The following is a 15,647-nucleotide window of genomic DNA, read 5'->3' on the forward strand; positions in this document are numbered from 1 at the left end:
AATCACTTTGGTGCATCATAAAAAATTGATAATGACTTTGCAACTTTTGTTAGATAGTGGGCGGCTTTTTCTGAAGACTGTTTTCACAAAAAAAACATAGCTTGCACCATTTTGGATGCAAGCTATGTTTAACGAACAAGTTTTAATAAGATAAATCCTTTATTGATAAACCTAATTTCTTAAGCAGGTAGATAGCTTGGTCTTTTTCTTCAGCTGTTAATGCATTCATAATTTCATGAAGTTGCTGCTCATGCTCTGGGAATAATTTAGCCATAAAAGCTTCACCCTCTGGCGTTATCTCAGCGAAAGTAACTCGACGATCGGACGGACAATTCACACGGTGAATAAATCCTCGCTTTTCTAATTTATCAATCACGTACGTAATTGATCCACTTGCAAGTAAGATTTTATTACCGATTTTTTGAAGTGGTTGACGTCCTTTGTGAAACAACAGTTCCATCACGGCAAATTCAGTTGGATTTAATCCATTTGCTTGAAAGAATTGATTAGTACATTCATGCAGAGCCTTGTTTGACCTTGATAAAACTATAAATAACTTTAATGATTGCGATATTTCTTCAGATTTCAACTTAATCACCTTATTCCCAATGTCTTGAATTACCACAAGTATATAGGGAATCAAAGAGTTTTGTCAAAATGACTCATTTGTTCTTCCGTCCTATGAATATAAAATCACCTTCCACTAGGTGAATTTAATAGTATTGGGTTACTCTCAAGTTTATTTCCAACGGTACTTAGTGGTAAATATAAATGGAAGGTTGTCCCTCGATTTAGTTCACTTTCAATTTCAATAAACCCACCATGCTGTTCAACAGTTTGAATGGCGTGTGAAAGTCCTAAACCAGTTCCATTTTGCTTAGTCGTGAAGAAAGGTAGAAATACTTGATCTATTTGTTCTTTCGTCATTCCCCTCCCTTGGTCGCTAATGGATATTTTCACTTTATTGTCAAAAGTAATTGATTTGTAAATTCGAATAACACCATCGGAAGTCATTTCTTCAATGGCATTTTTAAGGATGTTAATAAACACTTTCTTCAATTCATAAGAATCACCTAGGATACAAGTCTCTTCCATTTCAGACAAATCATCATGAATCACGGTGTTATACATAATCGCTTGCGGCTGCATAAATTCTATGACTTGGTTGAGCAAGGAATTGATACACACAATATCTTTGGAACGATTTGTTGGTTTTGAAAGTACCAGGAATTCATTTAATATTTCATCCATCCGGTTCAATTCTGTTTCTATTACTTGAATATATCTCGTTCCATCTCCTGATACCGTTTGACTTAACAACTGGGTAAACCCTTTTAAAGAAGTCATTGGATTTCGAATTTCATGAGCAATACTTGCTGCAAGTTGTCCTAGCGTTGAAAGAGAATCCGCATGAGCCGCTTTCTTTCTTAGACACTCAACCTCTGACTCATCTTTAATAACTGTTACATACAAGTTATTCAGTTCATTAAAGCTAGTTTTAAAATGATAGTATTTTTCCGTGTTATTTGATTCATATCGTCTTAATATCATTTCTGCAAAATTGTTAACTTTCAATTGTTGATAAAAAGTCTCAATTTCTTGTGTCGATTCTTTAAAAAGGAAATGGATGTGCATGACTGGTAAACCCAATACTTGATCTTTTTTTATTGAAAAATAGTCTTCAGCTTGATGATTAATATCAACGATTGTTCCTGCTAGGTCAGATAGGATTAGACCATGTTTTGCGTGTTTGAAAAAATCAACATATGAGATGTTATCTTCAGGAAGACTCTTGCACTCTTTCATACAAAAGAACAATTCTTTCACTTCAGGATCATAGTACCCTGTTATCGTAGATGATAAGTATTCTTTTTGTGATCTAGGACGGAGCTTTAATTGGCAGGAAGCAGTTGAATGTATTTTGACTTCATCGAGAAAATCAATCCATATGTTTTTCGATTCCTTGTCCAACATTTCATGAAAAGGAATTTCCGAGGATAGTAAAAAAAGCTCTTTTGCAGCGTCATTTAAATCAATCCAATTTTGATCTGGATTTAATATGAACACTGGACTTTGACTTTGTTGAAACAAAAATTCGAAGACTTGATTTCTTTTACTTCCAATCAAACTGTTCACCGAACCTTTCACTTTATTTAATACTTTCATACTATAATTATTTTTATATTCTGAATAAACAAAAAATATACACGCGTAACTCCGATTATTCCATACTAAAGTATTAAACTGAATAGGTATATAGTGGGATATTGTTTGTATGTTCTAACCCTGTTAAAATAAACAAATGTAGTAAAGGAGAATGTTAAATGAACATAGTAATTGCAACACTTAATGCGAAGTTTATTCATACAAATTTAGCTTTGCGATGTCTTAAAGCAGCAGCTCAACCAGATTTTAATCCGGAGATTGCTGAATATACGATAAAAGATCCTGCCTTTTCGATTGTATCCGACATTTTTTTGAAAAAACCGCAAGTTGTCGGATTTAGTTGTTATATATGGAATATTGAAGAAACGTTAAAGGTTGTCCGTATGTTAAAGAAAGTAAGTCCTGAAACTGTCGTTGTTCTTGGCGGTCCTGAAGTATCTTATGATGCTAACTATTGGTTAAAGGAAAATAAAGAAATTGATTTTATTGTCATGGGTGAAGGTGAAGTTTCCTTTAAACAGCTACTTCATGCCTTACAAGGTGATGTGGAATTAAAAGATGTCCCTGGAATATGTTATGAAAAAGAAGACAAGTTTATGCTAAATGCAATGGGACCAAAAATTGATTTACGTGAAATGCCCTCTCCATATCGATTTACAGAAGATCTTGCCGATTTATCTAAAAGGATTGTGTATGTAGAAACAAGTCGAGGATGCCCTTTTTCCTGTCAATTCTGTTTATCTTCCATTGAAGTAGGCGTTCGCTACTTTAACAGAGAAAAAGTAAAAGAAGATATTCGCTATTTGATGGATCATGGTGCTAAAATAATTAAATTTGTTGATCGCACGTTTAATATTAGCCGAAGCTATGCCATGGAAATGTTCCAATTCTTAATAGACGAACACAAACCGGGCGTTGTATTTCAATTTGAAATAACTGCTGACATTATGCGCCCGGAAGTCATTCAATTTTTAAATGACAATGCACCTGTTGGCTTATTCCGTTTTGAGATTGGTGTTCAATCGACAAATGACTTAACAAACGAACTTGTTAAACGAAAACAAAATTTCGCCAAATTAACTAGAACCGTCACAATGGTTAAAGAAGGCGGCAAGATAGCTCAACATTTAGATTTAATTGCTGGCTTACCTGAAGAAGACTACGCTTCCTTTAAACAAACATTTAACGATGTATTTGAAATGCGACCAGAAGAATTACAACTTGGCTTTTTGAAGCTTTTACGTGGGACTGGACTACGGATACAAGCTAAAGAATACGGATATGTATTTGTTGATCAAGCTCCATACGAAATTTTCTCAAATAACGTGTTAAGCTTTGACGATATGCTACGTATTAAACAAGCTGAAGATGTTTTAGAGAAGTATTGGAACGCCCACCGTTTAGACCGTACGGTTGAATACTTAGTTAAACATACCTTTGAAACTCCTTTCGATTTCTTCCAAGACTTTGGGTCGTACTGGGAGAATAAAGGGTGGTCTAGAATTGGTCATCAATTAGAAGATCTGTTTAAACGTTTGGAAGAATTCCTACTTTATGACGGACGCGCACATATGGCGACTGTCCGTAGTTTAATGAAATTAGATTACTTAAGTCATCAAAAGTTCCAACCAAGAAAACCTTGGTGGGAAAAAGAAATGGCAAGAGAAGAACAATCGATGATTTATAAAAAAATAATCGAGAATCCTTTAATTGCAGGACAACAATTTGCACAGTTATCTTTGCATGAACGTGAAGTTCACAAACAAACCTCACTGGTCCCATTCTCATTGGATTTAACTGCACTTGAGCACGAAAATACCCTACAGTCAAAAGATGGTTATTTATTAACTTACTATAAGCCAGGTCAATCCCCACAATTTTCATTTATTCAAAAAGAGCAAATATCCTGAGTACAGGATATTTGCTCTTTTTTTATCCGATTATTACGCGTTCTTTTGGGAACTGATATTTCGTTTTTGTCGCTCTTCCACCTATTGTAAACAAAAAGGAAATCAACCCAACTCGACCGATAAACATCAGAATCATAATTAACACTTTACCGAAGTTCGATAAATCATCCGTTATACCTAAAGACATTCCACATGTTCCGAATGCTGAAGTTATTTCAAAGACAAGTGCTGTTATCGGTAAATTCGGTTCAGATATTGATAATGCCATTGTAGCAACTAAAACCATGAAAATAGCTAGAATGATGACAGCATATGAACGAAAAACGTCGATCAGTTCTATTTCTCGATTAAATATCTGTATTTCACTTTTACCTCTAGCGAAGTTAATTAAAAATAATATGGCAATGGCAAACGTTGTGGTGCGAATCCCCCCACCTACAGAACTTGGGGAAGCCCCAATGAACATCAAAGCACTCATAAAGATGTTTGTTCCTTCGCTGAATTGCGTAACGTCGAAAGTGACAAGGCCACCTGAACGGGATGATACCGAGTGAAACATCGCTGTGAATAATGCCTCGTGCCAGGACATGCCTTTAAAAGAATTAAACATCTCTAAAGCTAATATCACAACAGTCCCAACGGCTAATAAAACACCAAATGTGACAGTCGTAATCTTTGTGAATAAAGAAAATCTGAAGTTTTTATTTTTGTTAGATAAAAACGCTTTAACTTCTATTAACACAGGAAATCCAATTGCACCTAAAATAATGAGAATCATGTTGATAATTTGAACAAAGTAATCGTTATGATACATCATTAAAGACTGTCCAGTAATATCAAAACCACCGTTGGTAGTTGCAGATACTGCAGCGAATAGTCCATGGATAAATGCTTGTGAAAACGATTCATAAAACTGAGTGAAGTAAAATGATAAAATCAGTGCGCCAATTGCCTCAATTAATAATAAAATTTTTATAATTTCAATAATCAAACTCACGACACCAGATAAAGAGTGTTGATTATGATCCATCATAATCAACTGTCGTTCACGTAAACCAATTTTTTTACCAACAATTAACCAAATAAAAGTACCCAGTGACATAATGCCAATTCCACCTAATTGAAGAACAAGCATCAGCATAAAGATACCAAACGTTGAGTAGGTTTGTGATACGTCTATAACTGTAAGACCAGTTACACTGACAGCACTAACAGCAGTAAAAACACTGTCTAAAAAAGGGACTTTCACGCCATCTTGATGGACACCCGGTAAACTTAATAACAAGACAGAAAAAGCAATCGCAAGAAAATAATAAGAAACGATAGCTTGTGCGGGTGTCAGTCTTCGTATTCGTCGAACAATTGGATTCATAAATCAGTCAAGTCCTTTCAACAGACACGAGAGTCATATTCCTATTCTAAGAAAAAAAACGATAAAAAGAAAGGATTACTTATATAGAAAAACAAATGGTGCCATCAAATTAGCGCACTCAACGCTATTCCTAAACAGATCCCCTTCTACTTATTCACATACATCAGTAGAACAAAAGAAAAACAAGCTTTTCATATGAAAAGCTTGCAAGGTTTTCATCGATCATTCTTTTTACTGTTAGAATTTTTTGATGGATGGTCATTTTTGTTCTGTTGACCGTTTTGATTGTTATGCGATTTATTATTTGATTGCTTTTTATAGTCATTCTTTTTTTGCTTTGAATCTTGGGATTTACGTTCATTTCTTTCATTATTTCTTGTTTGGTCCGACTTATTTGATTGAGAAGAATTTGACGCTTTTTCTTTTTTGTCGGTCTTATTTTGTTTTACTCTGTTTTTTTGCTCATTCACTTCTTGTTTAGTATTGTTTATCTTTTGGTTTCCATTTTTACTTTGATCGTTTTTATTTTCGTTTTTATGATTATTTTTCTTTTCTTTTTTTGGTTGTTCTTTATTGTTTTGTTTAGCTTTACCTTGATTTGATGAATTCTCTTTTTCTTTAGCTTTCTTTTCTTTTGGAAGAGTAACTGGTTGATTTTCTAAAGATTTTTCTTTCTCATTCACTTTTGCTTGTGATTCTTTATAAGATTCAACAGATACGCCTTTTTCATTTGCTTGAAGACGTTCCTCGATAGTGGCTTGCTTAATTCTAATTTTTTCCGGAGCAACTTTTACAGTCGTTCGCGTTACAGCTGTTGTAATAATTTTTTCGAGTGCCACTTGATTTTGACTTTCTGAAATGATTGTTGTAATTCCAAATTTACTTTCGTCTTCAAATGAAACATTGGATTCACTTACGATTTTAGACATAACCCATGTTAACGACTTACCTTTCCAAAAAGAGATATCTCTTTTTAAGGCAACTCCATCTTCATTTAAACCTCTAAATACTTGTACATCACCTTTTCTATCAATTCCAAGTTCAACACTTGGATTGAAATCCATCTGTACATACGCTGATACTTTCGATTGTGACGGTATCAATACAGAGAAAAACATAAATACGATAGCCACTGCAGCAATAAGCGGTGCCATGTATGCCGTTCTCTTTGGCTTTTTAAATGCAACCATTTCTACATAAGGACGAAATGATACTTCTTCCCCAACGTCAGACAAAGAGTCGGGAATCCCTTTTAGGAATCGACCATCATCTGTTAAAAAAATACTATATGAAGACGTATTTTCAAATACGATTCCCTTTTGTTTGTTCATTTTTACATCCGTCCTTTTAAATAATCTTTTAAATAATCTAAATCACTTTTTAATAAAATCACAATGGCCACAATATATTTCCTTTGTCTCTCAATCGTTTTACGAGAAACCATTACTAACTCTTCTAATTCTTTCATTGGAAGTTGTTTTTTTTGTAGGAATGTTTCATAGAATTCGTCAGACTCCGCGATAATCTGAGCGATTTGAAACGCTGTTTGACGTGTATCTTCATGTGAAGGCGAGACCTTCACTAATTCTTGAAATGATAATCCGTATGGTTTTAGCAACTGTTCATATGCAAAAATCTGTACTCGTCTTTCTGCAGCTTGCTGCTCCGCTGTAAACTGTTCGAATGAATGAGAGGATTCGAGTGTCCCAAATGCATCTAATTCATCTTCTGAACTATCTAGTCCTAACCCAACTGGTGAATCTTTACGTCGAGCTTCTTTGCGAATATGATCGATCAGTTTACGCCGAATCAGCAGATGAGCAAAAGTTAAAAAGGAAGCATTTTTAGAAACTTCATAGTGTTGAATGGCTTCATGAAATGCTGATAATGCAATACTGTATTCGTCGTCTTGTTCGTGAATATATCTTTTACAAACAAATGAAGCTGTTTTTTTCATATAAGGTGCATAGGAAAGAAGAAGATCATTTAGAACTTCTTCATCCCCATCCTTTGCTTTAGCCACTAGCGGCTCAATATTTGAGTTATTACTTTTGCGTACAAATAAACCTTGTATTGACGCTAGTAGCATATGCAATCACCTTCCGTTCATTCGATAGACTAATTCTTATCGATTGTAACGGGTTCTTATTAAAATGAAAAGTAGTTTTATATGTCAGTTACCTAACAATTACTCTTTGTCTTTTTTACCTTTATCTTCATGCTTAGCTTTTTTTGCTTCAGCTTTAGCTTGTGCTGCTGCTTTTTTTGCTTCAGCTTTAGCTTGTGCTGCTACTTTTTTCTCTTCGGCTTTTGCTTTGGCAGCAACTTTTTTCTCTTCAGCTTTTGCCTTTACTGCTGCTTTATGAGCTGCAATTTCAGCTAATTTTTCAGCTTTTTTTGCTGCAATTTCAGCTTTTTTCAAAGCTTTCTTTTCAGCATCTTCCAACTCTTCTTTTTCTTCAACAACTGGTGTTGTAGCTTCCGTTTCTGGAGTTGTTACTTCTTCTTCTTCTTCAGTTTCAGGCGTTGTTACAACATCCTCAGGAACAGTTACTACTTCTTCAGGTGTTGTAGTTTCTTCTTCTGTAGGAGTTGCTTCCTCTTCAGGAGTTGTTGCAACTTCTTCTGCTTTTTGTTTAGCTTCCCATCTTGCAATAGCACGTTCAATATTTTTTTGAAGCGCTTCTTTCGCTCTAGGGTTACTAATTTTTTCTAAATTCATTGATAATGCAAAAATGTTATTTGCTAAATATCCGACTGGTACTACAGATGAAATAACTTCTAAATCTGCAGATGATGCATTTTCTTCTTTTACATTTTCTAATGCTTCTTGTAAGTTTACTGTTTCATAAGTCGTGTCAACTTTTTCAGTGTCATTTGCTAATACTTGTGCAGATGTTGATGTTACTAATGTTGCAGCAAGTAATGTAGCACTAATCGATTTCCAAGTTTTTAAGTTTTTCATTTACTTCACCCCGTCAAATTTTTAGCATCTTTCATTTAAAATTGATGCTCGACATACTATACGTTTAGTCCCTATTATTTTTGGGGGGTAATAAAAAAAAAAACTGGAAACATCTTTTAGATGCTACCAGTTTTTGGACATTAAATTTTGTCGTTTTTATTTTCTAGTTCGTTTTCAATAACTACTTCTTCTTTGTTTTCGATTTCGTTTTCATTTAGGACTTCTTCTTTGTTTTCGATTTCGTTTGCATCGTCGACCTCATCAGCAATCTCAATCAATTTACGATTTTTGTACTTACCTGCTAAAAGTACCGCAATTGTAATGAACGCAATCATTGACCATGTAATAAGTGGATTCGATTCAAAGAAATCTTTTAAAAATCGTTCATGTGTAATCATACGTGCAGCTGTAAATGCTAATACACCAGAACCAATATAAATAATGATTGGGTAACGGTCGATTAATTTTACAAATAACGTACTTCCCCATACCATGATCGGAATACTAATAATTAAACCAATTACAACTAATAAGAAATCACCATGAGCAGCTCCTGCAACAGCAAGAACATTATCTAGACCCATAATTGTATCGGCTACAATAATTGTACCAATCGCTGACATAAGAGTGGTTGAACTTTTATGATCACCAGCATCTCCATCTTCAATTAAAAGTTTATAAGCAATACCAATTAAAATGATACCCCCAACTAACTGTAAACCTGGGATCTTCAATAACCATACGATAGCTAATGTAGCTAAAACACGAATTACGACTGCCCCAGCAGTACCCCACATAATTGCTTTACGGCGGTGATGAAGAGGTAAGTTTTTTGCAGACATACCAATAACAATGGCATTGTCTCCTGCTAATACTAAATCAATCATAATAATTGAAAGTAAGGCCACAAAAAATTCTGCTGATAAAATTTCCATAATTATCTCCTTTAATCATGTATTGAAAACAAAAAGACCCCTGCCTTTAAAAAAGGCAAAGGTCTTGCTAAGCACATTAATAAAATGGCTATCATAACCGATGGCGAAAGCCATGTAATGACGACTATGAAGTAGGTTTCCCTATAGCTACTCCCCTTTGACAACAGTCAAAAGTAGATAAAGTTTTCATTTGTTATTATACCACAATCGAATTCACTGTAAACAAATTCTATTCAATGACGACATGATATTGTTTATCTTTTTTATGAAGTTCATAGAACGCCAACATCGTGGGAAGACTTTCAATGAAATCTTCACACCGAATCTCACTATCCTTTAGCAATGAATTCGCGACGGTCGTATCAAATTGAGCAGACCAAGTTAAGTAATCCAAAGTTTCCTTTTCAACACCTAATGTTTTCCTTAGTAATTTTGAATTTAATCCTACTTTCGCTAATGTCAGTGGTACTCTACCTTTCGGTTGCTTGCCGGTTATTTGAGCAACCATATGACGATAAACTTCTTTAACTGGATGAGATGACGGATCTGTTAAATGAATCGTTTTCCCGTCCGCCTCTTCTTTCTCGCTTAAATACACCACTGATTTTACTACATAATCAATTGGTACGACATTAATATAAGCCTTTGATTTGCCGACAAATGGAATGAACGGTAAAAACTTTAATCGATCGATCATATTAATAAAGAAGTACGGTCCATCAAACTTAATGGTTGATCCAGTTTTTGAATGTCCTCGAACAATTCCAGGTCGAATAATCGTTACGGGCAAATCTTCTTTTAATTCCTCAACTAACACTTCAGCATCAAATTTAGTTTCTTCATAGAAATTCTTAAATGACTCCGGACGAATTAATTCATCTTCTCTTAATAAGCCTTCTCTAGTTCCAGCAACGTAGGCAGTACTAAAATAGATGTACTTACGTAAATTGGGCAGAGTTTTCACAAAATCATTCACCATAGCTGTTCCTTGGACATTTACGGTTACTGCTGCTTCTTTTGGGACTGCCAAATCGTATATAGCAGCTAAGTGCCAAACTGTATTGATGTCCTGTTGAATTTTTTCTAATAGATTCACATCAATATTTAAATGAGGTTTCGTAATGTCACCTTCAACAAGATAGATGTTCACTTCCTTTTGTTGACTCATCATCGAATCAGCTATGGTTTGAGCATGTTCCATTTGACTTGGTAAAACAAGAGCATACATCTCTTTTACTTTCCTTTGTTCAATCAGTTCATTCATTATTTGCTGGGCAATAAAACCTGGAAAACCTGTGAACAATGGAACCTGCATCTTCATTCCTCCAAAATATGTATTAATTGAATTTTACAAAAACATTGACTAAATAACAATGTAATATTTTAAAATGACGAGACGTTAGTGACTGGTGATAAGTGAGTAATAGTTTAATAAACATCAGAAAATACGACTTTTTGAGTGAAAAAGAATAAAGAAGATGGTCAGCTAATTCTTTCGTTTTCTTCGCGTGAACTTGTCTCTTGCAACTGCACTGTGGGGTCTATCCCTTAAAGCAAATGATAATTAGAATTCGAGGCAATACGAAACAAAAATGATGGCATGAAAAAAGAGACCATCTCCTAGTCACAAAATGACTTAGAAGATGTCTCTTATCTGTTTATGCCTTTGGTTCTTTTGCTCTTTTTCGTGTTTCTTTATCAAGCAGACTATAGAGTACAGGGATTAAATATAACGTTAGCAATGTCGAGCTGATTAAACCACCAATCACGACAATTCCCATCGGCTGATTAATTTCCGTTCCTTCACCTATTCCGATAGCTAAAGGCATTAGCCCTAGAATCGTTGTTAAGGCTGTCATTAAAATTGGACGCACGCGATCTCGAGCCGAAGAAACGATTGCTTCGTAAGAACTTAAACCTTCCCCTTTACGTTGGTTAATAAAATCAACCAACATAATTCCATTGTTCACAACAATCCCTACTAAAACAAGAATACCGATAACTGCGGTAATACTAATTGGTGTTTGAGTAACGAACAATCCAAGAGCAACCCCAATAATCATAAGTGGAACTGAGAACATAATAACAAATGGGTATTTAAAGGATTCAAACTGAGCTGCCATCACGATATAAACTAAGGCTACTGCTAGTAATACAGCGAGCATCATATCATTGATTGCACTTTCAAATAGTTCTCGATCTCCTCCAAAAGTAATGTCAACTTCATCAGGTATGTTCGATTCGGCAATCGCTTCATCTACCTGATCAGACATTTCTCCAAGTGAAAGCGATGATGCATATTTAATAGTAAAATCTACAGAGTTTGCTTGATTTACCCGTCTAATCGATACTGGACCTTCTGCAATTTCAATCGTTGCAAGTTCCTGCAATTCTACAAATTGACCAGAAGGTGTTCGTAACTTCAATAACTTTAATTGCTCAATACTGCTTCGATATTGTTCATCGAATTGAACAAACACACCATAAACATCATCGTTTTCTGAAATAATTTGTGTGGCGAATACACCTCGAGTAACATTGTTAACGATTTGTGCAATTTGAGCTGGAGGCATACCGAACTCAGTTGCAGCTTCTTTATTTATCGTCATTTGTATTTCATCAACTGTATCTTCAAGATCATTTGTTATTTCTGTAACTGATTCTAATTTTGATAATGAATCTTGTATGTCACTGACCGCACTTTGTAATCGTTGATTATCAGAATCAGTAACTGTAAACGATAGTGAATTTGGAGTAGAACCTGCAGCCGTTTGTAAGTTGAAACGTACGTCGACGTCTTCTCCTACTTCTTTTAGTACGAGTGGTTGCACATCATCTACAAACTCAAAGATTGATCGATCTCGATTATCTAAAGGAACTAATTTCACATAGATTTCTGCCCGATTAGCCTGAGATGATCCTTGAGCTTGCCCTTGTTGTGTTCCGCCAATTAAACTCACATATACATCCACTTCAGCTTGTTCTTTGAAAATGGATTCAATATCGCTTACTACTTCTTTTGTTGCTTCTAATGAAGAACCATTTTCAAGGTCCACATTTACACTGACAAATCCTTCATCTGTAGCAGGTAAAAATTCCGTCCCTACTTGGAATAAACCTAGCGCACTTAGTCCAAGCATTACCGTAGTTACGATAATGACTACTGTGCGGTGACCTAAAGCCCATTTTATAGATCTTTCAAAATTATTATAAGCCTTCGAACGTCTTCTTTTTGCTTCCGAATTTCCTTTTGGTTTCTTTAACATACGACTACCTAGCATTGGAATTACCGTCAAAGCAACAACTAATGAGGCAATTAAACTAAAGGAAATCGTAAGGGCAAATTCAGTAAAGATTTGTCCGATTAGTCCGGTAATGAAGATAACCGGTACGAAAACGGCTACCGTCGTTAAGGTTGATGCGGTAATAGCACCAGAAACTTCTTTCGTTCCGTCAATAGCTGCCCTTTTAGAATCTTTGCCCATTGCTAAATGACGTTCAATATTTTCAATAACTACGATGGCATTATCGACTAACATCCCGATTCCCAATGCCAGAGCACCAAGTGTCATAATATTTAAAGCAAAGTCCGCAAAATACATAAGGACAAACGTTACAATCACGGAATATGGGATAGCAATACCGATAATAATCGGGCTTTTTATTCCTCTAAGAAAAACAAATAGAACAAGCATGGCAAATATAGCACCATAACCTAATGAAGAACCGATATTACCTATTGCTAATTTTACATAATCTCCTTGGTCAAAGAGGATATCTGCTTCAACACCTTCGTATTCCTTGTCTGCTAGTAATTCTGACAAAGAGTCTTTAAATGCTGTTGAAACATCAGCTGTATTGGCACCTGACTCTTGAAGTACAGACATTAAAACAGCTGGTTCCTGATTAGCCGTTGTTTCAGTAGATGCTTCTTGTTCGCCTAGTGAGACGGAAGCGACATCCGCGATCTTAATAGACGAACCATCTAAAGGATTAACCGTCACGACAAGTTGTTCAATGTCCTCAACTGTCGTCAGTGTACTTATAATACGGGTCGTTAATTTTTTTCCATCCTCTGTATCAATCGGATCTCCCGGGAATGAAATGTTGTTAGATTGTATAAGTTGAACAATATCAGATTGAGCAAGTCCCTTTTCTTCTAACTTTTTAGGGTCAAGTAAAATTTGAACTTCTTCCACTAATGCACCGGATACATTTACACTCGCAACTCCGTCCGTTCGTCGAAGTTCTTTTTCGAGTTGTTCCGCTATAACTCGAACATCTCCACCATTCTCTGGCGCGCGGAGTGATAATTGAATAATCGGAAATTGTGCTGGATCAAATTTCAAAAACCTTGGTTTTTGTGCTTCATCTGGTACCGGAGTTTGGTCAATTCGTTGCATTATATCACTTTGGACATCATCGATATTGGTTGTCCAATCGAATTGCATGAGAATAAAATTCGCACCTTCTTGCGAAGATGATTGCAAAGATTTTATTCCAGGAAGGGTCGACAAACTCGTTTCAAGAGGCTTCGTCACTTTTTCGCTAACTTCAGTTGGACTAGCACCTGGATAACTAGTTACGACAACTCCAATCGGGGGGTTCAATTCTGGAATTAAGGTAACAGGAATTCTAAAAAAAGAAACCGCTCCTAAAATTAATACTAAAAACATAATGACAGTCGTAAATACGGGGCGGTTAATAGAAAAATCGCTAATTTTCATTGTGTGTAAATCCTCTCCTACAAAAGCTTCTATGTCTATCATATGCTCTACTGTATCTTTGTTCAAATATGAATATTAGAAATGTTTAACAGTTGTGTAGGAATCATGAACAACTTTTTAATTTATTCGAATTCGCCTAACGAAAAACATAAAAACCCCTTAATTGTTCATAAAGAACTTAAGGGATTTCAATGATTTATCTTGATGATGATTTAGCAAGCCAACTAGCATCGAGTGTGGGTTGAGCGGCTGGTTTTCCAACAAGATAACCCTGTGCTAAGTTGTATCCTAGCGATTTACATAACTCAAACTCTTCAATTCGTTCAATTCCCTCAGCTAAAGTTTGAATTCCTAAAGCTTGCGCTCTTTCGTTTGTTTCTTTTAAAAACTTCTGTTTCTCCACATCTTGATCACAAAAACTGATATACGATCGATCGATTTTCACATAATCTGGTTGAAGTAATTCCAACATATCAACCGTTGAGAATCCTGCACCTACGTCATCAAGCGCTACTTTCATTCCTTCCTTTTTATAGCGATCTAACACAGATCTTAAATGGTCCACATCTTCAATTTTTTCGGTCTCTACTACCTCAAAGATTAAATCAGCTGGATCAATTTTATATTTTTCGACAATACGGAATGTATGTTGCAAACAGAAATCAGGATTATAAATAGTCGAAGGTAAAAAGTTAATAAAACTTTTAACACCAGGAGAGATTTTGCCATTACGTGCTTTAATTGCTTCTTCTCGGGCACGTTGATCTAAAAGAGAATGTAATCCTGTTTGTGATGCCACTTGAAATAACTTCCCTGGTGACATAAACATGTCAGGACTTGTTGCTCTCAAAAGAGATTCATATCCAAAAATCTCATTCGATTTCATATCAATAATTGGTTGTAAATGACTCATCATTTCACCATGTTGAATGAAATTCACGGTTTCTTTTTCTTCATATCTCAATTTGAAAGTTTTCACATCTATTAAGCGTTCGACTCTCTTCGATCTCGATAATCCAATTCGAATTCCATCCTGATTATCTAAATCTTTCAATTCTTGCTCAATTTCAAGCAAAGAATCATATATGAAGTATCCTAAATAATCATTAATCATTTCATACTTTTGAGGCAAATTTGGTTTTGGTGTATTTGATTCTATAAAGAAAAAACCTTTCTCATAAAAATCAAATGAAATACCACAGTGGATGCAACTATTCATCTAATTCTCCTCAATTCTATTTATTTATATATCCTAATTTTATCGTATTAGTAGACAAAAGAAAACTATTTATACAAAAATCACTCTCTATCACAGGCCTTTTTTACCACTATTTAATTTGACCAATGGTCGCTCAGTTAGAGATTTGGCGATCTCAGTTAGAATTTTGCCGTTCTCAGTTCGAAAAATCGCATTCTTGGTTAGAAAAATCGCCATCTCAGTTGTAATTGTCCTCATAGTAAGATCTCAGTATAAGGCTAGTCCAACAGCAAACGGCTGCGAAATTGAAACGGTCAGCCCCTATTTGCCCTGCCCGCTCCGCTTGGCAGGTGTTACTGTTGGTAAATGGTCGC

Annotated in this window: 10 protein-coding genes and 1 pseudogene; 1 reads left to right on the top strand and 10 read right to left on the bottom strand. The window is 35.3% G+C overall.

The features are described 5' to 3' along the window. Window positions 1–142 precede the first annotated feature (142 nt). Together ACHUE4_RS06840 and ACHUE4_RS06845 are read right to left on the bottom strand one after the other, a co-directional pair. Window positions 143–589: a MarR family winged helix-turn-helix transcriptional regulator gene (locus tag ACHUE4_RS06840; RefSeq protein ID WP_394188631.1), complete on the bottom strand. Its 447-nt coding sequence runs from the start codon at window positions 587–589 to the stop codon at window positions 143–145. Between the two features lie 104 nt (window positions 590–693). Further along, on the bottom strand, window positions 694–2,136 hold the full coding sequence (locus tag ACHUE4_RS06845; RefSeq protein WP_394188632.1) for an ATP-binding protein: 1,443 nt from the start codon (window positions 2,134–2,136) through the stop codon (window positions 694–696). A 188-nt stretch (window positions 2,137–2,324) separates the two neighbouring features. Here ACHUE4_RS06845 and ACHUE4_RS06850 point away from each other — a divergent pair, with 188 nt between their 5' ends. Further along, entirely contained in the window at window positions 2,325–4,076 is a 1,752-nt protein-coding gene (locus ACHUE4_RS06850) for a B12-binding domain-containing radical SAM protein (RefSeq protein WP_394188633.1), read from the top strand. Window positions 4,077–4,098: 22 nt separating this feature from the next. Here the strand turns inward: ACHUE4_RS06850 and ACHUE4_RS06855 are convergent, their stop codons facing one another. The 8 genes and pseudogenes from ACHUE4_RS06855 to ACHUE4_RS06890 form a co-directional block, all read right to left on the bottom strand. Next, window positions 4,099–5,448, bottom strand: coding sequence for a TrkH family potassium uptake protein (locus tag ACHUE4_RS06855; RefSeq protein ID WP_394188634.1), 1,350 nt, complete (start codon window positions 5,446–5,448; stop codon window positions 4,099–4,101). A gap of 215 nt (window positions 5,449–5,663) precedes the next feature. Next, complete coding sequence (locus ACHUE4_RS06860) at window positions 5,664–6,779, bottom strand: anti-sigma-I factor RsgI family protein (protein ID WP_394188635.1); 1,116 nt, start codon at window positions 6,777–6,779, stop codon at window positions 5,664–5,666. 2 nt (window positions 6,780–6,781) lie between these two features. After that, window positions 6,782–7,537, bottom strand: a complete 756-nt coding sequence (sigI, locus tag ACHUE4_RS06865) for an RNA polymerase sigma-I factor (protein WP_394188636.1) — start codon at window positions 7,535–7,537, stop codon at window positions 6,782–6,784. 99 nt (window positions 7,538–7,636) lie between these two features. Then, complete coding sequence (locus ACHUE4_RS06870; RefSeq protein WP_394188637.1) at window positions 7,637–8,413, bottom strand: hypothetical protein; 777 nt, start codon at window positions 8,411–8,413, stop codon at window positions 7,637–7,639. 257 nt (window positions 8,414–8,670) lie between these two features. Further along, window positions 8,671–9,348, bottom strand: a pseudogene (locus tag ACHUE4_RS06875) (TerC family protein); the annotation flags it as partial. A 229-nt stretch (window positions 9,349–9,577) separates the two neighbouring features. Continuing rightward, window positions 9,578–10,663, bottom strand: a complete 1,086-nt coding sequence (locus ACHUE4_RS06880; protein ID WP_394188638.1) for an SDR family oxidoreductase — start codon at window positions 10,661–10,663, stop codon at window positions 9,578–9,580. Between the two features lie 343 nt (window positions 10,664–11,006). Then, window positions 11,007–14,075 (bottom strand): efflux RND transporter permease subunit, encoded by a 3,069-nt coding sequence (locus ACHUE4_RS06885; RefSeq protein WP_394188639.1) that lies wholly within the window; start codon window positions 14,073–14,075, stop codon window positions 11,007–11,009. A gap of 196 nt (window positions 14,076–14,271) precedes the next feature. Continuing rightward, window positions 14,272–15,294, bottom strand: coding sequence for an EAL domain-containing protein (locus ACHUE4_RS06890; RefSeq protein WP_394188640.1), 1,023 nt, complete (start codon window positions 15,292–15,294; stop codon window positions 14,272–14,274). Between the last annotated feature and the right edge of the window lie 353 nt (window positions 15,295–15,647).

The organism is Paenisporosarcina quisquiliarum (assembly GCF_043641925.1).
Taxonomy (GTDB): Bacteria; Bacillota; Bacilli; order Bacillales_A; family Planococcaceae; genus Paenisporosarcina; species Paenisporosarcina quisquiliarum_A.